General features: G+C 72.1%; 29 protein-coding genes. 16 read left to right on the top strand and 13 right to left on the bottom strand.

Features of this window, described 5'->3' with window-relative positions; translation table 11 throughout:
- From ABD296_RS42545 to ABD296_RS42510, 8 genes are all read right to left on the bottom strand, one after another.
- Positions 1–241, bottom strand: a 241-nt coding sequence (locus ABD296_RS42545; RefSeq protein ID WP_344281732.1) for a hypothetical protein, incomplete at its 3' end; no start/stop codon positions are given.
- 5 nt (positions 242–246) lie between these two features.
- On the bottom strand, positions 247–654 hold the full coding sequence (locus ABD296_RS42540) for a hypothetical protein (RefSeq protein WP_344281729.1): 408 nt from the start codon (positions 652–654) through the stop codon (positions 247–249).
- Positions 651–1,190 (bottom strand): TetR/AcrR family transcriptional regulator, encoded by a 540-nt coding sequence (locus ABD296_RS42535; RefSeq protein WP_344281727.1) that lies wholly within the window; start codon positions 1,188–1,190, stop codon positions 651–653. Before ABD296_RS42535 ends, ABD296_RS42540 begins: the two co-directional genes overlap by 4 nt.
- A 23-nt stretch (positions 1,191–1,213) precedes the next feature.
- Positions 1,214–1,972 carry an SDR family NAD(P)-dependent oxidoreductase gene (locus tag ABD296_RS42530; protein WP_344281723.1) on the bottom strand — a complete coding sequence of 253 codons (759 nt, stop codon included), beginning with the start codon at positions 1,970–1,972 and terminating at the stop codon, positions 1,214–1,216.
- A gap of 10 nt (positions 1,973–1,982) precedes the next feature.
- On the bottom strand, positions 1,983–2,900 hold the full coding sequence (locus ABD296_RS42525) for a PaaX family transcriptional regulator (RefSeq protein ID WP_344281735.1): 918 nt from the start codon (positions 2,898–2,900) through the stop codon (positions 1,983–1,985).
- An 89-nt stretch (positions 2,901–2,989) separates the two neighbouring features.
- Positions 2,990–3,334: a hypothetical protein gene (locus ABD296_RS42520; RefSeq protein ID WP_344281720.1), complete on the bottom strand. Its 345-nt coding sequence runs from the start codon at positions 3,332–3,334 to the stop codon at positions 2,990–2,992.
- Positions 3,334–4,647: an aromatic ring-hydroxylating oxygenase subunit alpha gene (locus ABD296_RS42515; RefSeq protein WP_344281717.1), complete on the bottom strand. Its 1,314-nt coding sequence runs from the start codon at positions 4,645–4,647 to the stop codon at positions 3,334–3,336. The genes ABD296_RS42520 and ABD296_RS42515 overlap by 1 nt, the downstream gene beginning before the upstream one ends.
- A 79-nt stretch (positions 4,648–4,726) precedes the next feature.
- Positions 4,727–5,581 (bottom strand): enoyl-CoA hydratase/isomerase family protein, encoded by an 855-nt coding sequence (locus ABD296_RS42510; RefSeq protein ID WP_344281714.1) that lies wholly within the window; start codon positions 5,579–5,581, stop codon positions 4,727–4,729.
- A 78-nt stretch (positions 5,582–5,659) separates the two neighbouring features.
- Here ABD296_RS42510 and ABD296_RS42505 point away from each other — a divergent pair, with 78 nt between their 5' ends.
- The 3 genes from ABD296_RS42505 to ABD296_RS42495 are packed head-to-tail and all read left to right on the top strand — an operon-like array spanning position 5,660 to position 8,821.
- A complete protein-coding gene (locus ABD296_RS42505; RefSeq protein ID WP_344281711.1) occupies positions 5,660–6,619 on the top strand; it encodes a TIGR03621 family F420-dependent LLM class oxidoreductase in 960 nt (319 codons plus the stop codon).
- 37 nt (positions 6,620–6,656) lie between these two features.
- On the top strand, positions 6,657–7,901 hold the full coding sequence (locus tag ABD296_RS42500; RefSeq protein ID WP_344281708.1) for a CaiB/BaiF CoA transferase family protein: 1,245 nt from the start codon (positions 6,657–6,659) through the stop codon (positions 7,899–7,901).
- Positions 7,901–8,821, top strand: coding sequence for an HpcH/HpaI aldolase/citrate lyase family protein (locus ABD296_RS42495; RefSeq protein ID WP_344281705.1), 921 nt, complete (start codon positions 7,901–7,903; stop codon positions 8,819–8,821). The genes ABD296_RS42500 and ABD296_RS42495 overlap by 1 nt, the downstream gene beginning before the upstream one ends.
- Positions 8,822–8,846: 25 nt before the next feature.
- Here the strand turns inward: ABD296_RS42495 and ABD296_RS42490 are convergent, their stop codons facing one another.
- The gene (locus ABD296_RS42490) at positions 8,847–9,278 is read right to left on the bottom strand and encodes an SMI1/KNR4 family protein (protein WP_344281702.1); all 432 of its coding nucleotides are present in this window, start codon (positions 9,276–9,278) and stop codon (positions 8,847–8,849) included.
- A gap of 146 nt (positions 9,279–9,424) precedes the next feature.
- On the opposite strand from ABD296_RS42490, the gene ABD296_RS42485 reads away from it, so the two are divergent.
- The 3 genes from ABD296_RS42485 to ABD296_RS42475 are packed head-to-tail and all read left to right on the top strand — an operon-like array spanning position 9,425 to position 12,716.
- On the top strand, positions 9,425–10,939 hold the full coding sequence (locus ABD296_RS42485; RefSeq protein ID WP_344281699.1) for an FAD-dependent oxidoreductase: 1,515 nt from the start codon (positions 9,425–9,427) through the stop codon (positions 10,937–10,939).
- Positions 10,940–10,954: 15 nt separating this feature from the next.
- Complete coding sequence (locus ABD296_RS42480) at positions 10,955–12,085, top strand: hypothetical protein (RefSeq protein WP_344281696.1); 1,131 nt, start codon at positions 10,955–10,957, stop codon at positions 12,083–12,085.
- Positions 12,086–12,089: 4 nt separating this feature from the next.
- A complete protein-coding gene (locus tag ABD296_RS42475) occupies positions 12,090–12,716 on the top strand; it encodes a TetR/AcrR family transcriptional regulator (protein WP_344281693.1) in 627 nt (208 codons plus the stop codon).
- Positions 12,717–12,740: 24 nt separating this feature from the next.
- Here the strand turns inward: ABD296_RS42475 and ABD296_RS42470 are convergent, their stop codons facing one another.
- Positions 12,741–13,727 (bottom strand): helix-turn-helix transcriptional regulator, encoded by a 987-nt coding sequence (locus ABD296_RS42470; RefSeq protein ID WP_344281690.1) that lies wholly within the window; start codon positions 13,725–13,727, stop codon positions 12,741–12,743.
- Between the two features lie 91 nt (positions 13,728–13,818).
- Between ABD296_RS42470 and ABD296_RS42465 the strand changes: the two genes are divergently transcribed.
- Positions 13,819–14,217: a VOC family protein gene (locus ABD296_RS42465; protein ID WP_344281687.1), complete on the top strand. Its 399-nt coding sequence runs from the start codon at positions 13,819–13,821 to the stop codon at positions 14,215–14,217.
- A 35-nt stretch (positions 14,218–14,252) separates the two neighbouring features.
- On the opposite strand, the gene ABD296_RS42460 is transcribed toward ABD296_RS42465, so the two are convergent.
- Complete coding sequence (locus tag ABD296_RS42460) at positions 14,253–14,885, bottom strand: pyridoxamine 5'-phosphate oxidase family protein (protein WP_344281685.1); 633 nt, start codon at positions 14,883–14,885, stop codon at positions 14,253–14,255.
- Between the two features lie 57 nt (positions 14,886–14,942).
- On the opposite strand from ABD296_RS42460, the gene ABD296_RS42455 reads away from it, so the two are divergent.
- The 5 genes from ABD296_RS42455 to ABD296_RS42435 all read left to right on the top strand — a co-directional run bounded on the left by ABD296_RS42455 (position 14,943) and on the right by ABD296_RS42435 (position 19,886).
- Entirely contained in the window at positions 14,943–15,728 is a 786-nt protein-coding gene (locus tag ABD296_RS42455; RefSeq protein ID WP_344281682.1) for a helix-turn-helix transcriptional regulator, read from the top strand.
- Positions 15,729–15,923: 195 nt separating this feature from the next.
- Positions 15,924–16,961: an iron-siderophore ABC transporter substrate-binding protein gene (locus ABD296_RS42450; protein ID WP_344281679.1), complete on the top strand. Its 1,038-nt coding sequence runs from the start codon at positions 15,924–15,926 to the stop codon at positions 16,959–16,961.
- Positions 16,958–18,001 carry a FecCD family ABC transporter permease gene (locus tag ABD296_RS42445; protein ID WP_344281676.1) on the top strand — a complete coding sequence of 348 codons (1,044 nt, stop codon included), beginning with the start codon at positions 16,958–16,960 and terminating at the stop codon, positions 17,999–18,001. The genes ABD296_RS42450 and ABD296_RS42445 overlap by 4 nt, the downstream gene beginning before the upstream one ends.
- Positions 17,998–19,062, top strand: coding sequence for a FecCD family ABC transporter permease (locus ABD296_RS42440; RefSeq protein WP_344281673.1), 1,065 nt, complete (start codon positions 17,998–18,000; stop codon positions 19,060–19,062). Before ABD296_RS42445 ends, ABD296_RS42440 begins: the two co-directional genes overlap by 4 nt.
- Positions 19,059–19,886 (top strand): ABC transporter ATP-binding protein, encoded by an 828-nt coding sequence (locus tag ABD296_RS42435; RefSeq protein ID WP_344281670.1) that lies wholly within the window; start codon positions 19,059–19,061, stop codon positions 19,884–19,886. Before ABD296_RS42440 ends, ABD296_RS42435 begins: the two co-directional genes overlap by 4 nt.
- Before the next feature lie 22 nt (positions 19,887–19,908).
- Here the strand turns inward: ABD296_RS42435 and ABD296_RS42430 are convergent, their stop codons facing one another.
- Positions 19,909–20,274, bottom strand: coding sequence for a hypothetical protein (locus ABD296_RS42430; protein WP_344281669.1), 366 nt, complete (start codon positions 20,272–20,274; stop codon positions 19,909–19,911).
- A gap of 266 nt (positions 20,275–20,540) precedes the next feature.
- Between ABD296_RS42430 and ABD296_RS42425 the strand changes: the two genes are divergently transcribed.
- From ABD296_RS42425 to ABD296_RS42410, 4 genes are all read left to right on the top strand, one after another.
- The gene (locus ABD296_RS42425; RefSeq protein ID WP_344281668.1) at positions 20,541–21,068 is read left to right on the top strand and encodes a hypothetical protein; all 528 of its coding nucleotides are present in this window, start codon (positions 20,541–20,543) and stop codon (positions 21,066–21,068) included.
- Positions 21,068–21,508, top strand: coding sequence for a DUF3592 domain-containing protein (locus tag ABD296_RS42420; RefSeq protein WP_344281666.1), 441 nt, complete (start codon positions 21,068–21,070; stop codon positions 21,506–21,508). The genes ABD296_RS42425 and ABD296_RS42420 overlap by 1 nt, the downstream gene beginning before the upstream one ends.
- Before the next feature lie 122 nt (positions 21,509–21,630).
- Positions 21,631–22,413, top strand: coding sequence for a hypothetical protein (locus ABD296_RS42415; RefSeq protein ID WP_344281663.1), 783 nt, complete (start codon positions 21,631–21,633; stop codon positions 22,411–22,413).
- Positions 22,410–24,164, top strand: coding sequence for a GMC family oxidoreductase N-terminal domain-containing protein (locus tag ABD296_RS42410; RefSeq protein ID WP_344281661.1), 1,755 nt, complete (start codon positions 22,410–22,412; stop codon positions 24,162–24,164). Before ABD296_RS42415 ends, ABD296_RS42410 begins: the two co-directional genes overlap by 4 nt.
- Positions 24,165–24,189: 25 nt before the next feature.
- Here ABD296_RS42410 and ABD296_RS42405 read toward each other — a convergent pair.
- Positions 24,190–25,056, bottom strand: an 867-nt coding sequence (locus ABD296_RS42405) for an ROK family protein (RefSeq protein WP_344281658.1), incomplete at its 5' end; no start/stop codon positions are given.

Genomic DNA, 25,056 nt, shown 5'->3' with positions numbered 1-25,056 from the left:
AGGCGCCGCCCGGCGACACGCGCCCGCGCCGCCGGTGCCCGGTGAAGGCGGCGCGCTCGGACAGCAGGCGCGCCCCGTCGAGGCGGGGCGCGCCCGTGATGCCGGCGAACCGCCCGGCCAGGTCCCGGGCCACCGCGGCGGCCCGGCCGGGCGGCAGCAGCGGCGGTCCGTCCGAGCGGCCCGACAGGACCACCGCGCCGCTCGCCGCCCACGCCGATGCCGCATCGCTGTCCGGTGGCATGAGGCTCACATTCCGGTCACGCGGGCTCCAGCGTGACGAGGTAGATCGCGTTGGGCCCGAGGTCGATGCTCTGGGTGTGGCTCCTGCCGGGCGTGACGGTCTTCTCGTCGACCATTTGGAGACCGGCCTTGGCGGGGTCGGTGAAGTAGTTGCTGGCCGTGCCGCAGGTCGGCCGGCAGCCGGGACATGTCGATGGTCGCGTGGTAGCTGTCGGTGCCGGTGTGCTGCCAGTTCCAGACCATCAGCGACGCGCCCGTGCGGTCCTTGGACGCGAGCGCGTAGACGCCGTTGTCGCCCTTGAGACCGCCCGAGGTGGCCGATACCCGGGTGTCCTTCATCTTGGACTGCATCAGCATCATGTTCCCGTAGGGCGTGAACGTATGGAGAACCGGCCCGTTGGGAGTGCGGGTCACCAGCTGGTCCTTGCGCTCCTCGATCCGGTGGCGGACGACCCAGTTGAACACGTGTGCCGTCCGGCGCGCGGCGCCCCGGTCGCTCGCTGCGGCACTGTCGGGTTCCCCATGCACTGCACCTCCTCCGGCCGCTCCTGGGTGTAGTAGGCGTGCGCGGGATGGTCCGGCGAGGTCGCCTCACCGGAGATGACGCAGTGCAACTCCAGCAGGCCCGGGTTCAGCGCGTTGTCGGCCGTGACCGCGAGCATGCCGCGCAGGCCCTCCAGCGGCCGTCCCGCGGGGTCGCGTCCTCCGGCCGCCTCCAGCAGGCGGGCGCTCTGCTCGGTGCGGAACTCCAGCACCGCGAGCAGAAGATCCTCCTTGCCCGGGAAATGGTGCAGCAGGCCGGTGTAGCTGATCCCGGCCCGCCTGGCGACGTCCTTCATCGTCACGCCGTAGAAGCCGGTACGGGCGAAGGCCTCCACGCACGCCTCCACGACGCGGCGCCGCACGGTCGCCGACTTGGCGTACGGGCCGCGACCCGCCCGAGAACCCATGCGGCCTCCTCTCCCTTCCGATCTCAGCGGGCGACGTAGCCGCCGTCCACCGGAAGGGCGGTTCCGGTGACGAAGGACGCCTCGTCACTGGCGAGGAAAAGCGCGGCTGCGGCGAGTTCCGATGCCAGCCCCCAGCGGTTCATCGGCTGGATCCGCATCGGCATGTCAGGCGGCGGCGAAGGGTTCTGCTCCGAGGCGCCGGCGAGGCCGGTCCACGTCATGCCGGGGCAGATGGCGTTGACCCGCACGCCCTGCTCGGCATAGTCGAGCGCGGCGCTCTTGGTCATCTGGACGACGCCGCCCTTGGCCGCGGCGTACACCGAGTGCGCCTTCCAGCCGACGAGGCCGGCGGAGGAGGCGGTGTTGACGACGGAGCCGCCGCCGGTGCGCAGCATCGCGGCGATCCCGTACTTCATGCCGAGGAAGACGCCTTTGAGGTTCACCGCGATGACGTTGTCGAAGGTGCTCTCGTCCTGTTCGGTGATGGGTTTGCGGGGGCCGCCGAAGCCGGCGTTGTTGCACAGGATGTCGAGCCGCCCGAAACGCCGTTCGGCGGTCTCGATCATGGCCTGGACGTCGGCCGCGACGGCGACGTCCGCATGGACCGCCACGGCCGCCTCACCGATGTGCGCGGCCGTGCCGTCCTGCTCTCCGCTGCGGTCGGCGCAGACCACCTTCGCGCCGTGCTCGGCGAACAGGACGGCGATGGACCGTCCGATCCCCGAGCCGGCGCCGGTGATGACGGCGACCTTGCCGGCGAGCCGTTCTCCACTGACTGTCATGTCTGTTTCCTCACGGTCCGGGCGGCGGCGCGGTGGTCGTGGTGCGGTGCCGTGTCAGCCCGGCGAGCGCCGGGTCGTGCCTGGCGAGGACCTGCCGGACGCGCGCCTCCGCCAGCGGCCCGAGCCCGTCGTAGACCCCGGCGAACAGGCCGCGCGCCCGCCGGCCCGGCCACGGGCCGGGGAGCAGCCCCTCCGGCAGTTCGGGGTCGAGGCTCACCAGTTCCCGCCAGGCGTCCTTGACGTTCGTCCGGGCGACGAGCGCTTCCGCCGTCCCGACCTGCCCGTGCTCGACGCGGTGGAGCAGCGGCTCGTGCTCGGCGATGAACGCCTCGTAGCGCGCGGCGATCGCGCCGACGTCCCACGCGGCGAGCGGATCACCGGGACCCGCCGCGTACGTCACCTCGGCGCGCAGGACGGTCGCGTGCTCCACCGCCAGGCTCTCGAGCAGTTCGACGGTCTGGTCGCGGTCCGCGTGGGGCGACACCCACACGCTGTCGTACAGGGGGGCGTAACCGAGCCAGCGCAGGCGCGTCCGGATGACGTACCGCAGGTCGCGCTGCTCGTCGGGGACCGAGAACAGCACGGTCGTCCACGAGCCGTCCCACACCCGGTCCCCGGCGCGGAACTCCACCACCCGCCGCTGGGTCTGCTCCAGCGCGCGCGACGCGGCCGGCGTCATCCGGTAGAACGTCCGCCGGCCGATCTTCGTCGCCTGCAGGAGGTCGCGCCGGGCGAGCCGCGCGATCGCCGCGCGGGCGCTGGCCTGCGTGTTGGCGAACTCGGTGAGCAGCTCGACCAGCGCGGCCGACGGCAGATACTCCTCGGTGCCGAACCAGTAGTCGGTGAACAGCCCGAGGACCAGATGCTGCGGGTTCGGCCCGGCCTGGACGCGCGGGAAGTCGACGTCGGGCTCCACGTAGGCTTCCATCACGTCCGGAAGGCTATCCGCGGCGCCGCCGCCGGGACGTTCGCGTGCCGCCGCGGCCATCGGATGTCGCGACCGCCGCACCTTCCCGTTCACACGGCCGGCTCGGCGGTCGTGTCGAAGAACGCGGCGCCGGAGTCGGGGATGCGGGGCTGGTCGAACACGTTGACCGCGTAGGAGACGATGATCATCGAGTACAGCAGCCGCAGCAGCCGTGTCGCGTCCTCGGGCAGGTCGTCGAGGTCGAGCCCGTTCAGGTACTCGATGGCCTCTTCGGCGCGGGGGGCGATGGCGTCGTAGAAGGCGGCCAGTTCGTCGAACGTCTTCGACAGGCGCATGTCGTAGCGTTCCTGCCGGGTGGGGTGGGCCCAGTCGGCGACCCACGGCTCCAGTTCGGTGAACTGGGCGGGCAGGCTGCTCGCGGTGGTGGCCGGCATCAGCCCTCCTTCTCGATGTCGCGGTCGGTGTCGCGGGCCTGGTGCGCGGCGACGGTGTCGCGGACGGTCTTGTGGAACTTGCGGATGAGCAGTTCCTGGTCGGACAGGTGGAACCGCTGGTTGGCGCGGGTCGACAGGCCCTGCTGGGTGGCCTCGATGGTGTTGACGTCCTGCATCGCGAACTCGATCGTGCTGTCGACGATGAGTTCCTGCGCCAGCCGCTCCTGGGCGTTCTTGGGCGGGACGAAGTACAGGTCGATGTCGTAGGTGTGCTTGTCCACCGACTCGGGCCAGTAGGTGTAGGTGATGTAGAACCCGCGCGCCCAGATCTGCACCGACAGGTTCGGGAACAGCCAGAACTGGTCGTTGCCCCAGGACTTGATCTTCCCCTTGTTGAGGAAGTCGGGGAGCGGGCCGAGGTCGGGGACGTCGTCGGGGCCGAACAGCCCGGCCCGGAACAGCTTGTACACCCAGATCTGGTCGCGGTCGGCGGGGCCGGCGGTGCCGGGTTCGCGCGGGGGAAGCGGCGGCGGGCCGGGCACCGAGGTGAGCATGTGCGGGGTGAACAGGTCGTAGTGGTAGGCGTCCACCGGCGGGACGAGCTTCTCGGCCTTGGCGGTGTCCTTGGCGATGAAGCGGGCGTGGACGTACGGCGGGTGGTACCACTCGCAGACCGAGTCCACCGCGAGCTTCCAGTTGCCGCGGATCGGCGCCGAGAAGCCGTAGTGCTGGGTCATCCGGTGGAACGGGTAGGCCTCGAGTTCCAGGAGGCGGTCGCCCAGGTAGGTGCGCAGGGGCACGGGGTCGTCGGCGAGGTTGACGAAGATGAACCCGGCGAACTCCTCGCAGTGCACCGGCGGCATCCGCAGGGAGTCCTTGTCCAGGCCGAAGAACTCCTGCTCGTTGGTGACGTGGGTGACGCGGCCGTCCAGGCCGTACCGCCAGCCGTGGTACTTGCAGGCGAACTCCCGGCACGAGCCCTTGGACTCCTCCTGCGGGTGTTCCTGCCAGACGACCTTGTTGCCGCGATGGGCGCACACGTTGTGGAAGGCGTTGACCGTCCCGTCGCGGCGGCGGGCGATGACGATGGAGGCCAGGCCATGGAGTTCGCGGGTGAAGAACGTCCCCGGCCGGGGCAGGCGCTCGGACCGGCCGACGTACAGCCAGGACCGCTTGAACACCGCCTCCCGCTCTGCGGCGAAGAACTCCGGTGAGATCGAGTCCTCGTAGTCCACCGGCCCGGTCCCGAGGTCGGGATAGTCCGGGGTGAACTTGCCCCTTCCCGTGGCCAGGCGCTGCTGCAGCTCCGTCATGACCTGTCTCCCTGCCGTCGCGTGGCCTTGATGACCATCAGTTTCTTCATCGAGCAAAAGATTGCTGTCTCCTTTTCGGTCATGACCACGGCTTGTCGTTCCAGGCGCGGTCCAGCGGCTCCATGCCGCCGCCGAAGGGGAAGAACTCCTGCTGGGCGTAGGTCTCGCGCGCCAGGCCGTGGCCGAGTTCCTCCAGGTAGGCGCGCTTGAGGTTCTGGGTGAACAGCTGCCGGGTGTAGCGCAGCACCATCGGCGGGCGCTTGATCAGCTCGCGGGCGAGCTCCCATGCCCGGTCGAGGACCTGGTCCTTGGGCAGGACCTCGTTGACCGCGCCCCACTCCCGCGCTTCCTGCGCGGACAGCTTCTTGCCGGTGAGCAGGAAGTAGCGGGCCCGGTTGTGGCCGACCAGGAAGCTCCAGATCACGTGCTGGCCGTCGCCGGGCACCTGGCCGCGCGGGAAGTGCGAGACGTCCTGGAAGTAGGCGTCGTCGGAGGCCAGGACGATGTCGCCCATCAGCGGGACCTCGGAGTGGATGTTGCACGGCCCGTTGACCACGCTGATCATCGGCACGTCCACCTCCAGGACGTTCTGCTGCAGCTGCCGGTTGTACCAGGCCTTCTCGTCCAACTTGTGCAGCCCCCGGAGGCCGGGCATGGCGTCGTAGATCGGCGGGTCGGGCAGGGTGCCGTCGGGCTTCAGGCCCCAGTCGGCGTTGTAGTTGGCGCCGGTGCCGGTGTGGATGAGCAGCTTGATCTCGCGGTCGCCGGCGATGTCGGCGAAGGCGTCGGCCATGTCGTCGTGCGACTTCCAGTCCCACACCAGGCTGCCGCCGCCGGTGTGGCACCGCATGAGCAGGATGCCGTCCTCGCTCAGCTCGAAGTCGTAGTTGGGATACCGGTCCTTGTAGTCCTCGTATCTCGTGCGCTTGACCATCGGCCGTCCCTTCGTCCAGCGGCGGGCGTCCGCCGGGTGCTCTGTTATGCGACAGAGTTTTGGCGTACGGTTCTAAATATGCATCCTTTTCGGTTCGCCGTCCAGGCGACGAAGGCGACGACGGGGGCTCAGTGGCGCGACCTCGCCCGCAAGGTCGAGGACCTCGGCTACGCCACGCTGTTCGTGGCCGACCACTACCTGGGGCCGGGCCCGGCGGCCCGGGAGTCGCGGCTGCCTCCGCAGCACCTCGCGCCGGTCGCCGCCATGGCGACGGCCGCCGCGGTGACGCGGACGCTCCGGGTCGGCTGCCGCGTGTTCTGCGTCGACTACCACGTCCCGGCCGTCCTCGCGAAGGAGGCGGCGACCCTCGACCTGCTGTCCGACGGCAGGCTCGAATTCGGGATCGGCGCCGGATGGAGCGAGCGCGAGTACCGGGCGATGGGGCTCGACTTCGCACCCCCCGGCCGCCGCGTCGACAAGCTGGAAGACGTCGTCGCCCTGCTCAAGGCCCACTGGAGCGGCGAGCCGCTGGACCATCAGAGCCCGTTCGCGACCGCGACCGGGTACGCGGGCCTGCCGCTGCCCGCCCAGCGGCCCGGTCCGCCGATCATGATCGGCGGCGCGCGGAAACGCGTGCTGTCCCTCGCCGCCCGCGAGGCCGACATCGTCAGCATCAACAACGTGCCGTTCGACGCGGTGAACGACGCCGGCCGCACACCGGTGCAGGAGGCGGCGCACCGCTTCGCGATCGTGCGGGACGCGGCCGGGGAGCGCCTGGCCGATCTGGAGATCGAGAGCTCGCCGTTCTTCACCGAGATCACCGACGACCCGGCCGGCGCCGTCGCACGCGTCGCCAAGCTCATGGGCGTGCCGCCGGACGGGCTCCTCGACCACCCCAACGTGCTGGCCGGCTCCCCGGATGAGGTGGCCGATCGGCTACAGCAGCGCCGCGAGGCGTTCGGCGCGAACTACATCACCGTCCAGCAGCGGGAGATGGAACGCTTCGCGCCCATCGTCGCCCGGCTCGCAGGACGCTAGCGGATCGGCCGCGGCCGGTAGGGACGGAGGACATCACGTGGTCGAGCAGGAGAGATCAGCCACCGGCGGGAACCGGGCCGCGCCCGAGACGCGCGGACCGCTGCACGGACTGCGCGTGATCGAGGCGGCCACCCTCGCGGCGGGCCCGACGGTGGCCACGACGCTCGGCGAGTTCGGGGCGGAAGTCATCAAGGTCGAGCCGCCGCGCACCGGGGACCCGATGCGCACCTGGGGGGACCGCCGGGACGGCATCGGCCTGGTCTGGAAGAGCATCAGCCGCAACAAGAAGTGCGTGACCCTCGACCTGCGCGAGGCCGCCGGCCAGCGGCTGCTGCACCGGCTGCTGGACGTCGCCGACGTGCTCGTCGTCGGCAACCGGCCGAGCGCCCTGGCGCGCTGGGGTCTGGACTTCGACTCGGTGCACGCCGCGCACCCGCACATCGTCGTCGCGCACATCACCGGCTACGGACGCGGCGGCCCCAAGAGCGACCGGCCGGGCTACGGGACGCTCGCCGAGGCGATGAGCGGCTTCGCCCAGGTCACCGGTGAGGAGGACGGGCCGCCGACCCTGCCGCCGTTCATGCTGGCCGACGGCATCGCCGGCCTCACCGCCGCCTACGCGGTGATGATGGCGCTCTACCACCGCGACGTCCACGGCGCGGCGGGCCAGCTCGTGGACGTCAGCCTCCTCGAACCGCTCGCGCGGCTGATCGAATCGTCGACGCTGGCCTACGACCAGCTAGGGATCGTCAAGACCAGGACGGGCAACCAACTCGCCGCCAGCGCCCCGCGCAATGCCTACCGCACCTCCGACGGCAGATGGCTGGCGATCTCCAGCGCGTCGCCGAGCATCGCCGTGCGCGTCTTCCGCGCCATCGACCGCCCCGACCTGGCCGAGCACCCCGACTACATCGACCCCGTCCGCCGCCAGGAACGAGCCCGCGAAGTCGACGGGCTGGTCGCAGCCTGGATCGCCCAGCGAAATCTCGACGAGGCAATGGCCGTGTTCGAAGCCGCCGAGGTGACCGCCGCGCCCGTCTACGACGCGCCCGCGCTACTGGCCGACGAGCACCTGCGCGCCCGCGGCACCTTCCAGGCGATGGACGACCCCGACCTCGGCCGCATGCGGGTGCAGGCGCCGGTGCCCCGGCTCAGCGCGACGCCGGGCCGCGTCGAGCACCTGGGCCGTCCCCTCGGCGCCGACAACGACCACGTCTACCGGGACCTGCTCGGGCTCGCCCCAGCCGAGATCGAGGACCTGCGGAAAGAAGGAGTCATCTGATGCCCGAGCCGAGAATCCGCCGCTCGGAGCTGGCGACGCCGGCCAGCGACGAGCACATGTGCCAGAAGGCGGCGCGGTCGGGCGCCGACCTGGTCTTCCTCGACCTGGAGGACGCCTGCGCCCCCGCCGTGAAGGAGCGGGCGCGCGGCATCGCCGTCGCCGCGCTGACCGGACTGGACTGGGGCCGCACGGTACGCGCCGTCCGCGTCAACGGGCTGGACACGCACTGGTGCCACGACGACGTCATCGAGGTCGTCACCGGAGCGCGCGACGCCCTCGACGTGATCATCCTGCCCAAGGCCCGCACCGCACGCGACGTCTGGTGGCTCGACGTCCTGCTCACCCAACTCGAGGACAAGCTCGGCCTGGGTAAGCGGATCGGCATCGAGGTGCTCATCGAGGAGGCCGAAGGACTGGCGAACGCCGTCGAGATCGCCCGCGCGAGCGACCGGCTGGAGGCGGTCATCTTCGGCGCCGGAGACCTGTCCGCCTCGCTGCGCGCCCGCGTCGACGGCAACTTCGACCCTCTCGGCGACTACCCCGGCGACTTCTGGCACCACGCCCGCGCCCAGGTCCTGACCGCCGCCCGCACCGCCGGCATCGACGCCATCGACGCGCCCTACCCCGCGTACCAGGACCCCGACGGCTACCGCAGGGCCGCCACCCACGCCGCCCTGCTCGGCTTCGACGGCAAATGGGCCATCCACCCGTCCCAGATCGCCATAGCCCACCAGGTCTTCACCCCGACCGCCGAAGAGATCGCACAGGCCAGGGCGGCCATGGAGGACTACCGGAGCGCCGCCGCCGACGGCACGGGAGCCATCGGCCGGGACGGACGCCTGGTCGACGCCGCCCACATGCGCCACGCCGACAACGTCCTGCGCAAGGCCGCCCTCGCGGCGGCCCCGCTCCCGACCTAGCCCATGGCGTGCACTGCGCCCCGGGTCATAGGGCGACGCGGCCGGTGAGCCAGTCCGCGATGAAGTGCTCCAGGGACGGTGCGACGCAGCGCCGGTTGTCGGTGCGGTGGTCCCAGACGAAGATGTCGGGCCGGCCCTCGGGGACGAGGGCGTAGGCGAACAGGTTGCCGTCGCCGGGGGCGTCGGAGAAGAACAGCAGCTGGTCGAACGCCATGTACAGCCGTTTCAGCGCCGGGTAGGTGCGCATCTCCAGGTTGCCCTGGATGAGCTGCTCGGCGGAGAAGACCAGGTTGTAGCCGTTGGCGTCGATCACGCCGTCGGTCTCGCCGAGCAGCTTGAGCAGGTCGTCGGGCAGGAGGTGGCCCAGGGTCTCCTCGGCCCGCTGCAGCGCCTGTTCCGTGGCCGGCGGGGCGAAGCGGGCCTGGCGGGTGTGTTCTTCGATCAGCTCACGCCACATTGGCGCATCATCGCGAAGGGGAGCCCGCGACGTCCAGTTGGCCCGCCCCGTCACGGAGCGCGTGTCATGACCGGTAGGTCGGCTCTTGACGCCGTCCGGCCGCAATCATACATTCACTCATCGAATGTATGAATGGAGGCCAGCGGATGCGACGGAAGACGGCCGTGGTGCTCGGCGGGAGCGTGGCGGGGCTGTGCGCCGCGGGCGTGCTCGCCCGGCATTTCGATGAGGTCATCGTGCTGGAGCGCGACCAGCTCCCCCCGGACGCGGAGCACCGCCGGGGCGTCCCGCAGAGCAAGCACCCGCACTTCCTCCTCAACTCCGGCCGCCGCGCGATCGGCGAGATCTTCCCCGGCTTCGAGGAGGCGCTGATCGCCGCGGGCGGGATGCGCCTCATGCCGTCCATGGACGCGGCCTACTGCGAGAACGACGGCTGGGCCCCGCGCAAGTCCGGATCGATGACGATGGTCTACAGCTCGCGGGTGCTCATCGAGCGGGTCCTGCGCGACAAGGTCCGCGAGCTGCCGGCCATCGAGATCCGCGAGGGCGTGACCGTGACCGGGCTCCGTTCCAGCGGGGGCGGCACCGCGCGCGGACGCGTCGAGGGGGTCGAGTACCGCACCGCCGACGGCGACGGCCACCTGGCGGCGGACCTGGTCGTCGACGCGCTGGGCCGCGGCTCCTCGGTCGTCGACTGGCTCCGCGCGGCCGGCTGGCGGGCGCCGCCGGAGAAGACCCTCGACGCCAAGGTCACCTACACCTCGCGGTGGTACGACCTGCCGCCCGCCGACCGGCGTCCGGAGACGTGGTGGTGGAAGCACCTGGTCGTCACCCCGACCCAGGACACCGGCGACCACCCCGCCGAGCACGAGTTCCTCAGCAACTTCTTCCCCATCGAAGGCGGCCGCGCCATCGTGTGCATGGGGTCGTGGGGCATCGAGATGCCGCGCAGGACCGAGGCGTTCGAGGCCGCGGTGGACCGGGTGCGGGCCACGCTCTTCGGCCGGGCGGCCCGCGCGTGCACCCCGACCTCCGAGGTGCACCTGACCCGTTCGACGGGCAACAAGTGGCGGCGCTTCGACCTGCTCGACGTGCCCCCGGTGGGGCTGGTGTGCGTCGGCGACTCGATCTGCGCCTTCAACCCGTTCTATGCCCAGGGGATGAGCTCGGCCGCGCGCTCGGCGCTCATCCTCGACGCGATGCTGCGCGGCCGCGACGCCCTCGACCTCGCCTTCTTCCGCGAGTTCCTCGCCCGGCAGAAGACGTCGCTCGACGTCCCGTGGATGCTCGCGATGGCCCGCGACCAGGCCTACGACTTCGCGACCGGGACCGAGACCGTCCCCGCCTGGCGCCGCCGGATCGCCGCGCGCCTCAGCTGGCCGATCTTCAACGCCATCACCGCCGCGAGCCGCGAGGACGCCTACGTGGAGCGGACGTTCGCCGAGGTGTTCAACCTCGACAGGTCGCTCAAGGAGATGGCCACCGATCCGCGGTTCTGGTTCGGCATCGCGCGGTACAAGCTGCGTCAGCGGCTCGGCCGTACCGTCGTGCCCGGTGGCTTCGACGACCGGCAGGACCCGCCCGGCACCGACTTCACCGGCTACACCGGCGCCGCGTCGGCCCGGACGGCCCACCGCGGCGACGACCTCGTCGGCGCCTGACCGGAGGAGCGAGCAATGGGGTACACCTGCGACCCGGTGGCCGAGCGCGTCGCCGAGAGGCTCGGCTTCTCCTGCCACCACACCGATCCCCTGGTGACCTTCCGCAACCCGTTCGACCTCGCGAACGGCACCATGCCCGTCCTCGAACTGCTGGTCGTCGGCGGGGCGGTGTTCGCGTTCGTGCACGCGTGGCGGCGGTGGCGGCGCGACGGCGACCCGGTCAACATCTCGCTCTGGTTCGCCTCGGTCGTCTATCTGGCCGTGATCGAGCCGCCGCTCTACTTCCCCGGCTGGTTCGGCCTGGAGAAGCAGGTCGGATTCATCTTCTCGCACAACGTGTTCACCGTGCAGTTCATGTACGACCGGCTGCCGCTCTACATCGTGGCGTTCTATCCCGCGATCTCGCAGCTCGCCTACGAACTGGTCCGGGCGCTGGGCGTGTTCGCGCGGCGCGGGCCGCTGGCCGGCTCGGTGGCGGTGGCGTTCGCCTGCCAGGTCTTCTACGAGATCTTCGACCAGCTGGGCCCGCAGCTGAAGTGGTGGGGGTGGAACCCCGCCAACAAGATGATCAACCAGCCGGCGCTCGCCTCGGTGCCGATGAACAGCATGCTCCTGTTCGCCTCGGTCTCCTTCGGCGCGATGACGTACCTGGTGGTCCGGCTGGTCGGCGGCGGGCCGGGCCGCGGTCCGCTCGCTGGCGGGAACGTCGCCTGGCGCACCGTGGTCGCCGGTGCGGTGACGCCGCTGGCGATGATCGTCGCGAGCGCGCCCAGCGGCGCCTTCCGCGGCGACGACCAGGTCGGGATCCAGCGGGCCGTCCTCGCCGTCGAGCTCGCCGCGGTCTGGATCGCCGGCCTCTACCTGTTCGCGGACGCCTTGCGGGCGGCGCGCGCCGGCAAGGCCGCACGGGTGGAATCGTCGCTGTTCGCGCGGACCTATCCGGCGACGTACCTCGGCGTCCTCGTCGTGCTGTGGCTGACCGCGCTGCCGGCGTACTTCGCGTCGACCGGCGGCGTCACCGAGCAGGGCACGCCGATCGGCAGCCTGTGGTACTCCGCGCTGTGCGCCGTCGCAGCGGCGGGTCTCGTCCTGGCGGTGCTGCGCGTTCGGGCGTCGGAACCGGCCGCGGAGCCTGTGCGATCCTAGGGCCATGGCGCACCACGGCTGGGGAGGCCGTCCCCCTGCATCAGATGCCGAGGCCAGGCAGCGCATCGTCGACGCGACCGCCCGCTGCATCGGCAGGCACGGCGTCAGGAAGACGACCCTCTCCGACGTCGCCGGCGAGCTCGGCGTCACCCGCCAGACCGTCTACCGCCACTTCGCCCGGATCAGCGACATCGTCGGCGAGGTGGCGGCGCAGGGCGCGGAGTCGTTCGTCGACCGGCTGGTGGCCCATCTCCAGGGGATCGGCGATCCGGCCGAGGCCGTGGTCGAGGGCATGATGTTCTGCGTGCGGACCATCCCGACCGAGCCGCGGCTGAGCCTGCTGCTGCAGCTCGACGACTCCAGCGCGTTCGGCCGCGGGGCCACCACCGCGGACGCCATCGCCTACGGCGCCCAGATGCTGCAGCGCTTCCCCGTCGACTGGGAGGACGCCGGGATCGGCGCGGACGATCTCAACGGCCTCGCCGAGATGATCATGCGGCTGCTGACGTCGCTGCTGCAGCACCCGAGCGAGCCGCCGCACGACGACGCCGAGCTCCGCGCCCTCCTCGACCGCTGGCTGGCCCCCGCGCTGCGCCGCCCGTCGGTGGCCGTGCAGGGCGCCGGCCGGTAGGTCAGCCCGTCCGGGCGAGGCGGATCACGGGGATCGGCGGGCGTAGGAGGCGAGGCGGTCGGCGAGCGCGGCGACGAGGTCGCGCAGTTCGTCGGGGCGCTCGATGACGAAGGGCCGGTCCAGTGAGGCCAGGACCGCGGGCAGCCAGTCGAGCCGTTCGGCTCGCAGTCCCACGTGGCGCCAGCACTCGGTCGCCGGATCCTCGGTGGACGCGGACTCCTGCACGGTCGCGATGCCGGCGGGGAGGCGTGCGCGGATCTGCTCGACCGTTCCGTGGATCCGCAAGGCCACCTCGTGCCGGTAGGGCGCCGCGGCGAGTCCCGACAGGACACGCTGGGCCGGGTCCGGTCCGGTGGGCGCCTCGAAGGAGCCGGGCAGGGTCCTGGCGTCGGTGATGCGGTCGAGGCGGAAGGTCCGGTTCTCGCCGACGCCGGGGTCCGCGCCGGTGACGTACCAGCGGCCCGAATGGTTCACGATCCCGTACGGGTGCAGGGTGCGGTCGCTGCGCCGGCCGGTGCGATCGGTGTACCTGATCGAGACGGGGCGGCGGTGGCGCACCGCGTCGGCGAGGGTGAGCAGGGTCCCGGTGTCCGGGGGGACGGGCTCGCCGGACGGCCTGGTGAAGGCGAGGGACTCCTGGACGGCGTCGAGCCTGCCGGCGAGACGCTCGGGGAGCACGCGCCGGATCTTGGCCGCCGCCGTCTCGCTCGCGGTGCCGGACGCCGTCGCCAGGCCCGTCCGCCGCCCGGCGATCAGTCCCAGCAGCACGGCGAGCGCCTCGTCGTCGTTGAGCATCAGCGGCGGCAGGCGGTGGCCGCGGGCGAGGCGGTATCCGCCGTAGCGGCCGCGCACCGCCTCGACGGGCACGTCCATGTCGATCAGCTGGTCGACGTACCGCCGCACGGTGCGGCCGTCGACGCCGAGCCGGCCGGCGAGCTCGGCGATCGTCCGGGTGCCGCCCGACTGCAGCAGCTCCAGAAGGGTGAGCACGCGTCCGGTGGGTCGGGACATGATGACGAGCCTATGGTCAATAGTGGACTGGTTCTGTCCACTATTGCCTCTAACGTGGGAAGCGAAGAGCCACGAACCCAGGAGGAACCCCATGGACTTCGTTTCGGTCCGCATCATCACCGGCGACGTCGCACGCCTCGTCGAGTTCTACGAGAAGGCCACCGGGGCGGCGGCGGTCTGGTCCACCGAGGACTTCGCCGAGATCAAGACCCCCGGCGCCACCCTGGCGATCGCCGGGACCCGCACCGTCCCGCTGTTCGCGCCGGGGTCCGCCCGCCCGGCCGAGAACCACAGCGTGATCACCGAGTTCCTGGTCGACGACGTCGACCGCGTGTACCGGGACCTGACCGGCCTCGTCACCGACTTCGTCACCGAGCCGACCACGATGCCCTGGGGCAACCGGTCGCTGCTGTTCCGCGACCCCGACGGCAACCTCGTCAACTTCTTCACCCCGGTCACCCCGGCCGCCATCGCCAAGTTCTCCCGCTGACGCCGGCGCCGGGGCCGGGAAGGGGCGGGTCCGGTTCAGTAGCGGTTCGTTTCGGCGTCCACGGCGAGGTCCGCGTCGATCGCCTCCGCGGACACCTCCTTGAGGCCGAGGTGGTCCTTGGCGATCCGCCCGAGCGTGGGCAGGGCCGTGCGGTCCGGCCAGGTCTCCGGGTCCCACAGCGACGAGCGCAGGAAGGCCTTCGCGCAGTGCATGTACAGCTCTTCGACCTCGACGAGGAGCGCGAGCCGCGGCCGCTTTCCCCGGACGGCCAGGTCGTCGAAGAACGGGGCGTCCGAGACGAGGGTCGCGCGGCCGTTCACGCGGAGCGTCTCGTTCATCCCCGGGACGACGAACAGCAGGCCGACGCGGGGGTTGCGGAGCACGTTGCGGAAGCTGTCGACCCGGTGGTTGCCGGGACGGTCGGCGAGCGCCAGCCGGTGGTCGTCCAGGACGAGCGCCGATCCGGCGGGGTCGCCGCGGGGCGAGACGTCGCAGGCGCCCTCGGGGTCCGAGGTCGCCAGCAGCACGAACGGCGAGTGCGCGATGACCGTCCGCGCGTGCTCGTCGATCCGGCCGATGTCCTTGTCCCACAGGCCCTGCGGCGGCTCGGGGACGATCGCGCGGAGGTCGGCCTCGGTCGTCACCGTACGGATCTCGGAAGGATGCATCGTCCGAATATAAGGTAAGCCTAACCAAATAGGTGCCGTGACCCGCTGGGTGGGGAAATGTCGTTCGCGTCCGACCGCGTGACCCGCACGCTGCCCGCCCTCGCCGCGGGGCCCGCCGAGGAGCCGTTCACGATCCTGGGCTGGAGCGAGGACATGCCCCGCGACACCGTCTGGAACGACCACTCCCATCCCTGGCACGAACTGCTCTGGAACGAGCGGGGCGCGTCCACGGCCATGGTGGGGCCGCGGGTCTGGACGGTCACGCCGGTCCTCGGCCTCTGGATGCCCGCGGGTACGTTGCACTCCGGTTCGGCGACCGCCGGAACCCGGTGCCGCGCGACCTTCTTCGGCTTCGGGACCATGGCGCCGTTGTCCCCCGTGCCGGTCGGCGTCGTGATCACCCCGCTGCTGCGGCTGCTGCTGGACCGGCTCGCCGACACCGGTCTGGCGGAGGACTCGCGGGCGCTGACCGAGGCGATGGTGCTCGACGTGCTGACCCCCTCCGGCCGCGAGCTGCTCGTGCAGATGCCCGCCTCCGACCTGCTGCGCCCGATCGCCGACGCCGTCCGCGGCGACCCGGGCGATCAGCGCACGCTCGCGGACTGGGCGTCCCACCTGGGCGTGAGCGCCCGCACCATCACCCGTGCCTTCACCGCCGAGACGGGCACCAGTTTCGCGCGGTGGGTCGCGGCGGTGCGCGCCCAGCACGCGGTCGCGCTGCTCAGCCGGGGATGGCGGATCGACGCGGTGGCCGAGGAGGTCGGTTACCGGTCGGCGAGCGCGTTCGGGGTGGCGTTCCGGCGGACGACCGGGCTGACCCCGGGCGCGTTCCGGGCGCCGTGAGCGTCCCGACCACGACATCAGGTGTCCGAACGGCTTGATTGCGACAGGTCGGACATTCCCCTTAAAGTGCCGTCTAAGGTAAGGCTTACCTAACTATCTCTGGCCTGCGGCCGCACGGCCCACCGCTGTACGGACGCCCCCGCGTTCCGGACAGGCGCGGACCGGCACCGGCGGATCCTGAAAGTGGAGTACGGAGTGAAACGTCCACACAGCCTGCGCATCCTCGCGGTCCTGGCGCTCCTGCTGAGCACCATCGTGGCCTGCGGCAACTCGTCGGACGGCGAGGAGGCGGGCGCGGGCGGCGGCGCCGGCGCCTTCCCCGTCACGATCAAGCACGCACTGGGGACGACCACCATCCCGGCGAAGCCCAAGCGGGTGGCCACCGTCAACTGGGCCAACCACGAGGTGCCGCTGGCCCTCGGCGTCGTTCCCGTCGGCATGGCCGCCGCCAACTTCGGCGACGACAACGGCGACGGCGTCCTGCCCTGGGTGGACGAGCGCCTCAAGGAACTCAAGGCCAAGACGCCCGTCCTGTTCGACGAGACCGACGGCATCGACTTCGAGGCCGTCGCCGACACGGAACCGGACGTCATCCTCGCCGCCTACTCGGGCCTGACCAAGAAGGACTACGAGACCCTCGGCCAGATCGCGCCCACGGTCGCCTACCCGGACGCCCCGTGGGCGACCCCGTGGCGCGAGATCATCAAGCTGAACAGCAGGGCGCTCGGCCTGGCGGCCGAGGGGGACCAGTTGATCGGTCGCATCGAAGGCGGGATCAAGGGCGTCGTCGCGAAGTACCCGCAGCTCAAGGGCAAGTCGGCGATGTTCATGACGCACGTCGACCCCAACGACGTCAGCCAGGTGGGCTTCTACACCACGCACGACACCCGCACGCTGTTCTTCGAGGACCTCGGGCTGACGATCCCGAAGAGCATCACCGAGGCGTCCGAGGGCACCGACAAGTTCGCCCTGACCCGCAGCGCCGAGCAGGCCGACCTGTTCGACGACGTCGACATCATCACCGGCTACGGCGACGCGAAGGGCGGGCTGCTCGGCAAGATCAGCAAGGACCCGCTGCTGTCGAAGATCCCCGCCGTCGAGCGCGGCTCGGTCTACCTGCTGCCCGACAGCGAGCCGCTCGGCACCGCCGCGAACCCGACGCCGCTGTCGATCTCGTGGGTGCTGGAGGACTACGTCAAGGCACTCGCCGCCGCCGCGGACAAGGTCAAGTGACGGCGGTCCGCGCCGACCGCGCGCCGGAGGCCGCCCTCGTGCGGCGTCCGGCGCGCACCCGGATCCTGTGGCTGCTCGCCGCGGTCCTCCTCCTGGCCGCGCTCATGGCGGCCTCCGTCGCCCTCGGCTCGCGCGACGTCGCCTGGTCCGACGTCTGGGCGGCGCTCGGCGGCGCGGACCGCACCCTCGGGCAGGCGGCGGTCGCCAAGCGGATCCCGCGCACGCTCCTCGCGGTGCTCATCGGCGCCGCGCTCGGCGTCTCCGGCGGCGTCATGCAGGGCGTGACCCGCAACCCGCTCGCCGACCCGGGCATCCTCGGCGTCACCATGGGCGCGTCGCTCTGCGTCGTCACCGCCGTCGCGTTCTTCGGGCTCACCTCGCCGACCGGGTACATCTGGGTCGCGATGGCGGGCGCCGGCGTGTCGGCCGCGTTCGTGTACACCGTCGGGTCCCTCGGACGCGGCGGAGCCACGCCCCTCAAGCTCGCGCTCGCCGGCGCCGCGACGTCGGCGGCGTTCGCCTCCCTGGTCAGCGCCGTCGTCCTGCCGCGCAACGACATCGCCGGCGGCTTCCGGCTCTGGCAGATCGGCGGGGTCGGGGGCGCGTCGTACGAGCGCATCGGCCAGGTCCTGCCGTTCCTCGCCGCCGGCTTCGCCGTGTGCCTGCTGTGCGCGCGGCCGCTGAACTCGCTCGCCCTCGGCGACGAGATCGCGGCCGGTCTAGGCGAGCGCGTCGCCCTCGTCCGCGCGGTGGCCGCGCTCGGCGCCGTCGTGCTGTGCGGCGCGTCGACGGCCGTCGCCGGCCCGATCGGCTTCGTCGGCCTCGTCGTCCCGCACGCGTGCCGGCTGCTCGCCGGCGTGGACCACCGGTGGCTCCTGCCGTTCTCCGCCCTCGCCGGCGCGTCGCTGCTCACCGCCGCCGACGTCGCCGGACGCGTCGTCGCCCGCCCCGAGGACATCGAGGTCGGCATCCTGACGGCGCTGGTCGGCGCCCCGTTCTTCATCCACGTCGTCCGCCGCCACAAGGTGCGTGAGCTGTGAGCACCGCCGCCGCCGGGCCGTCCATCACGCGAGTGGACGCCGCCCGGATCGTCGTCCGGGGCCGCCGCCGGCGCGCCGCCCGCCGCCGCCTCGTCGTCCTGGCGCTCGCGGTGCTCGTCGCCGCCGGGTTCACCGCGACCCTGATGGCCGGGCACACCTTCTACCCGCTCGGCGACGTGGTCCGCGTCGTCCTCGGCGAGCAGGTGCCGGGAGCGTCCTTCACGGTCGGACGGCTCCGGCTGCCGCGGGCCGTCCTCGCCGTGACCGCGGGGTTCGGCTTCGGCGTGGCCGGCGCCGCCTTCCAGACGATGCTCCGCAACCCGCTGGCCAGCCCCGACGTCATCGGCATCAGTTCGGGCGCGAGCGCCGCCGCGGCCGTCGCGATCGTGTCGCTGTCCCTCCGCGGCCCCCAGGTGCAGGTCTTCGCGATCGTCTCCGCCCTGGCCGTCGCCCTGCTGATCTACGCGCTGGCGTTCCGGGACGGCGTCGCCGGCACCCGGCTCATCCTGATCGGCATCGGGATCTCCGCGATCCTCGACAGCGTCACCTCCTACGTCCTGTCCCGCGCCGCCGAATGGGACCTCCAGGAGGCCGTGCGCTGGCTGAGCGGCAGCCTCAACGGCGCGACGTGGGACCAGGTGCTGCCCGCCCTGACCGCGGTGGCCGTCCTCACCCCCGCCCTGCTGTTCCTGGCGCGCGACCTGTCGGCGATGCGGCTCGGGGACGACACCGCCGCCGCCCTCGGGGTCCGCGTCGAACGCACCCGCGTCGCGGTCATCGTCGCCGCCGCCGGAGTGATCGCCTTCGCCACGGCGGCGGCCGGGCCGATCGCGTTCGTGGCGTTCCTGTCCGGCCCCATCGCGGCCCGGCTGGTCGGCGCCGGCGGCTCCCTGCTGGTGCCCGCGGGGCTCGTCGGCGCCCTGCTCGTCCTCGCCGCCGACTTCGCCGGGCAGTTCGCGTTCGGCACCCGCTACCCGGTCGGCGTCGTCACCGGTGTGCTCGGCGCGCCGTACCTCGTCTACCTGATCGTCCGCACCCACCGGTCCGGAGGCTCGCTGTGACCACGTCCCACTCCCTCGCGGCCGAGGGGCTCACGCTCGGCTACGGCGACCGCGCCGTCATCGCGTCCCTCGACCTGGCCGTGCCGCCCGGCCGGATCACCGTCATCGTCGGCGCGAACGCCTGCGGGAAGTCGACGCTGCTGCGGTCGCTGTCCCGGCTGCTCGCGCCCCGCGAGGGCCGCGTCGTCCTGGACGGCCGCGAGGTGCACCGCATGCCCGCCAAGGAACTGGCCCGCACGCTCGGGCTGCTTCCCCAGTCGCCGGTCGCCCCCGAGGGCATCACCGTCCTCGACCTCGTCTGCCGCGGACGCCATCCCCACCAGGGCGCCTTCTCCCGGTGGAACGCGCGGGACGACGCCGCGGTCGCCGCCGCCCTGGAGGCGACGCGGACCACCGGCCTCGCCGACCGCGCCGTCGACGAGCTGTCCGGCGGGCAGCGCCAGCGGGTCTGGATCGCCATGGCGCTGGCCCAGCAGACCGACCTGCTCCTGCTGGACGAGCCCACCACGTTCCTCGACGCCAGCCACCAGATCGACGTCCTCGATCTGCTGACGGACCTGAACCGCACGCGCGGCACCACGATCGTCATGGTCCTGCACGACCTCAACCTCGCCGCGCGGTACGCCGACCACCTCATCGCCCTCGCCGATGGCCGCCTGCACGCCTGCGGCACCCCGTCGGAGGTCCTCACCGAGGAATGCGTCCGCACGGTGTTCAACCTGGAGAGTCGCGTCATCGAGGACCCCGTTTCGGGGCGTCCGCTGATGCTTCCGATCGGCCGTCACCATGTCCGGGCCGCCCCGCCGGCGGCGTCAGGGCGGTGACGGCCCCGGGCCCGCGGGCCGGTCAGGAGCAGTGGAAGCCGAAGACCTCCCGGACGTAGGCGCCGGACGGATCCTTGGGCAGGTCGGGGTCCGGTTTGCAGGTGACGGTGACGGGCTTCGCCCTCTCCTGGACGACGCCGTGGAGCGTGAAGGTGCCGTGGATGTCGCCCGAGCCGGAGGCCTTGTGCCTTTGCGCCTTGCAGGCGGTCGTCCCCCTGGCGAACCCGCTGGGTGACAGCACGAGGTCCGAGCAGACGTAGTCGGCGTCGGGCCGCCTCGCTCGGTCGGCCGCCGACGCGGTGGCCGACGCGGAGGCCGGGACGGCGATCGTCACGGTCGTCGCGGCGGGCAGCGCGCCGGCCGCGAGGATGCGCAGGCAGGAGAGCATGGAAAGCGTCCTTTGCTGCCGTGGGCCGGCGGAGTGGAACCACCGGTCCGTCTGTGACTCCTCTGTCATGCGTCTGCGAACGTCACGGCGTCGTACCCGCCGATCTGCCCTTACACCTCAAAACAACCCAAACCCTCCACTGATGGGCGTCCAAGTCCCTGGCCGGGAACGGCGGGCGCAGGGCGCCGATCGCGGCATCGGCGGCGGATCGGGATGAACCGGAGGCGGGTGCCGGGCGTCGGAAGTACCTGAGGAGGTCGCCGATCGTGACGTTCCCGAGCCCAGCCCCGCCGTACACCGTCCGTGAGCGTTCCTCTCGGTGGCTCCTGGAGCTGCCGGTCGGGGTGGCGTTCGGCGTCGCCTGGTATCTGTTCGCGACCAGGGTCGTGCACGGCTCGCCGTTCTTCGGACTTCTGGCGTTGGCCGTCGTCGGCTACGCGGTCTTCAGGGTGCTCCGGCCGGTCCCGTCGCTGAGGGCGGGGCCCGACGGGTTCCGGCTCGGCGAGGTGAGCGTGCCCTGGCGGTCGATCCGGGAGGTCGTGCTCGTGCTGCCCGCCGTCCAGACCGAGCCGTGTCCCGCCGTCGAGGTCGGGCTGCGGCTGCACCACGGCGCCCCCCTGCCGGACGGGATGGACGCCGTCGTCTACGAACCGGGCGACAGCGACGCCATGCACCTGCGCAGATCCTTCCGGCCCGGCCGGGTCGACCCGCGGGCGCTGGCGGCGGCGGTCGGGGCCTACGGCCGTGTCGCCGTCATCGAGTCCCGGGCCGGCACCGAGCACAGGATCGCCTGATGGACGCGCTTCACTACCTGATGTTCCCGGTGTTCACGCTGGTCGGGGGAGTCTTCGTCGTGTCGGGCCTCCGCACGGCGCTGGAGCACCGGCGCTTCCTGCGCACCGCCCTGCGCGTGCCGGGAACCGTCACCGCGCTCCGCACGGAGCACTCGTCGAGCGGCTCCTCGTCGAACGGGCCGCAGGTCGTGTACCGCCCGGTGCTGCGGTTCACCACGATGGACGGCCGGATCGTCGAGACCGCGAGCCCGTTCGCCGCCAACCCGGCGCCGGCGCGCGTGGGCGCGTCGCTGGAAATCCTCTACGACCCGGCGGATCCCACCAAGGCGCGGCAGGTCGGGATGGGCGGCAGCGGAACCTTCCACGGGCTGCTCTTCACCGCCGGCGGCCTGCTGTTCGGCACCATCGGGGTCATCGGCGACCTCGCCATGCTCACCTGACGCCGGGCCCGACGCCGCGCGACTTGTGGGTTGAGCGCGGAATCCGGACCCCGAGCCTGTCACCCGCCTTCAGAGAACGGCGCCGGGCGCGCAACTAGCTTGGGCGGCCGGAGGGTGAGAACGTGCCTGACGAACCACGCACCGAACGGCGGCGGCTGCTGGGTGCCGCGGGACTTCTCGCGGCCGCGGCCTCGCTGCCGGACATCGCCGGACCCGCGAACGCGCAGGCCGAACGCGACGCGCTCGGCGAATGGACGCTCGACACCATGAAGGGCCTCGCCGTCTTCGTCATGCCGGGCCCGGACGCCTATTCGCGCGCCCAGGGAACGCCGCGCAAGGAACCCGGCGGGATCGAGGCGAAGCTGCCGGAATTCCTCGTCCAGAACCTCAACCGCTACCTCCCCTTCCCCGACCTGCCCGTAGGGGGACTGGCCGGCGCGCTGGCGCCGCTGCTGCGCGGCGCGGGGCCGGGGCCGTTCCAGAGCGATGCCGTGATCCCGCTGGCGCCGCTGGCCGCGCTGATTCTGAACGCCGAGGCCGTCCGCGTCGATCCGGGCACGCTCGGCGGCCGTTTCCTGGCGCCGTTCTCCCGCTTGGCCTATCGCGGGAAGGCGAAGGTGTTCGAGCTGCTGGAGGGGCCCGATCCGGCTCTCGTCGAGGCGCTGGACGTCCAGTTGCCGGAACCGCTGAAACGCTCGGCGTCGGGGCTGCTGAAATACGTCGCCGGGGCGCTGCTGGAACTGTCGGCGCTCGGCGGCTATTCCGAATGGGGCGTGTTCGACCCGGCCACGAAGCGGCTGAGCGGCCGCCCGGTCGGCTGGCGGGACAGCGGATACGTCCCGGCGTCGGAGGGACGGCCCGAATTCCGCGGCTACTACCAGGGACGCAGGAAGGTGACCGGATGAGCCGGGACGTGATCGTCGTGGGCGCGGGAGGGGGCGGCCCCGTGGTCGCCAAGGAACTCGCCGCGCGGGGCCTCGACGTCCTGCTCCTCGAGGCCGGCGCCCGCTACGCACATCCGCGCCAGGAATGGACGCACTACGAGAACGACGCCAACAACCCCATCACCGGTTTCCTGCGTGTGGGACCTTCGGATCGCGGCAAACCGGAATGGCTGCGGGAGGAGCCGCAGAATTCCTTCCTCCTGCAGGTGGCTGGCGTTGGCGGGACGACCCTGCATTACTACGGCAACTCGCCGCGCGCCTACCGTGGCATGTTCAAGGGATATGACGGGCCCGACCGCGGCAGTTACGATACCGCCCACGCGTTCCCGCTGACCTACGAGGAACTCGTTCCATACTACGAGTGGGTGGAGGCGACCCTTCCGGTCCAGACGGCGGCGATGGGCGTCAAGGAGACGGTGTTCTTCCGGGGCGCGGAGAAACTCGGCATCCCGGTCCAGACCACCAAGGACACGAAGCAGTGGTCGTACCGGCCGCAGGAGAACGCCATCCTGCAACCCGGCGGCACCGCCGGGAAGACGGGGGACCCGGCGAAACTCCGCTATCCGCACGCGACCGGATGCACTTACTGCGGCTACTGCCTGGAAGGGTGCATGGAACCGGCCGGCGCCCCCCGCAACCAGGCCGCGAAACGCTCCACCGACAACAGCTACGTCCCCATGGCGCTCACCGCCGATGCGTGGTCGCCGCACGGGCGTGCCGTCACGCTCCTGGCCGATTCCTACGCGGTGAAAGTGCACACCGCCCGGAAGAACGGCGAACTCGCCGCGACCGGTGTGACCTGGCGGAACACCCGCACCGGCGACGTGCACCGCGAGGACGCGGCCGTGGTGGTCCTCGCCGGCGGCACCACCGAGACGCCGCGGCTCTGGCTGAACAGCGGGCTGCCGAATCCCAACGACTGGGTCGGCCGCGGCTACACCGACCATTTCCTCGACGGCGTCACCGGGCTGTTCGACCATGACACCGGATCCTCGCGCGGCCCGAGTTCCGCCGCCCGCTGCGATTTCCCCGGATACGGCGCGCTGGAGAATATCGGCCTTCCACCGGCCATGCAGGCGTTCACCATGGCGCTGTCCGACAGCGGAATCCGCGGCCAGTACCGCAACGGCCGGGGTCTCACCGGCCCGTGGGACGGGCGCACCGGACGCGTCATCGGCCCCGAACTGAAAGAGGCCCTCGCGAACGGCGTGGACCGGCTGCTGAACATCCTCGTCCTCACCGGCGACAGCGTCGAGGCGCACAATCGCGTCACGCTTTCCGCCTTCCCGCCGGACGAGCAGGGCGCGATCCCGAAAGTGGAGTTCCGTTCCCGGCAGCGGACCCGGCACACCCTCGCCGCCCGCGAATTCCTCGCGCGCAAGGCGACCGAACTGCTCCGCAAGGCCGGCGCGCGACGCGTCTACCGGTTCGACTGGGCGCCGCTGCTCCTGCACGTCCATTCGTCGATGCGGATGGGCCTGTCGGCGGACGATTCCGTGCTGGACGCCGACGCCCGGAGCCGCTGGGTGGACCGCCTCTACGTCGCCGACAACTCCGCGCTCGCCAACAGCCTCGGCGGCCCCAACCCGACCCTCACCACGCAGGCGCTCGCCACCCGCACCGCCGAGACCATCTTCGTCCGCCACTTCGGCGGCCACCGCTGGGTCGGCCGCGAGGACCCCGTCGTCTCCACCGACCCCCGCTGCGCCTGAGGCCGGCGGCACCCGGGCCGTCCGGTCAGCCGGAGAGCCGGCGCCACACCTCGTCGAGCGCGAGCCGCAGCGCGCCGGTGAGGACGGTGTCCTCGGCGAGGCCGGAGAACTCCACGGCCGGCGGTGTCAGGGTCAGCTCGGCCAGATGCCGGGTGATGGCCGTGAGCAGGACGGACCCGGCGCCCGCGACCCCGCCGCCGACCACGACGACGTCGGGGGCCAGGACCAGCACGGCCGGGGCGATGGCGTGCGCGAACGCCGCGGCCACGTCGTCGACGACCCGCGTGGCCACCGCGTCGCCGTCGGCGGCCGCGGCGAAGACCGCGGCGGCGTCGAGCCGGTCGCCGCGCAGGACGGTCCCGGTGCGGCCGCGCGCCGCCCGCCGGGCCCGCTCGGTGATGGCCTCGGCGCCGATGGCCCGTTCGAGGGGGCCCCGCCCGTCCCCGGTGTCGGGGACGTCGCCGGACGGCCGGATGAAGCCGATCTCGCCGGCGGCCCCGGTGCCGCGGTGCAGCCGCCCGTCGATCACGACCCCGGCGCCCAGCCGCTCGCCCCACTGCACCGCCAGCAGGGTGCCCGGGCCGCTGCGCTCCCCGGCGACGGCCAGGGCCGCGAGGTTGGCGTCGTTCTCCACCTGGACCGGGCAGCCGAAGCGGTCGCGGAGATGCGCGGACAGGTTCACCGAGGTCCAGCCCGGCACGCTGGGCGCGAGCAGGATCCGGCCGGAACCGGGGTCGACGATGCCGGGCGTGGCGGCGACCGCCGCGGCGATCTCGTCCGCGACGAGCACCGCCTCGGCCAGCGCCGCCCCGATCGCCTCGTCGGCGACGTCCAGCAGCCGCCCGGCCCCGCCGCGGCCGACCGGCAGCCGCACCGCGGCCAGGCGGTCGGG

Source organism: Actinomadura napierensis, from assembly GCF_039529375.1.
In the GTDB taxonomy this organism is placed as follows: Bacteria; Actinomycetota; Actinomycetes; order Streptosporangiales; family Streptosporangiaceae; genus Spirillospora; species Spirillospora napierensis.
This window is presented reverse-complemented; position numbering and strand designations above follow the sequence as displayed.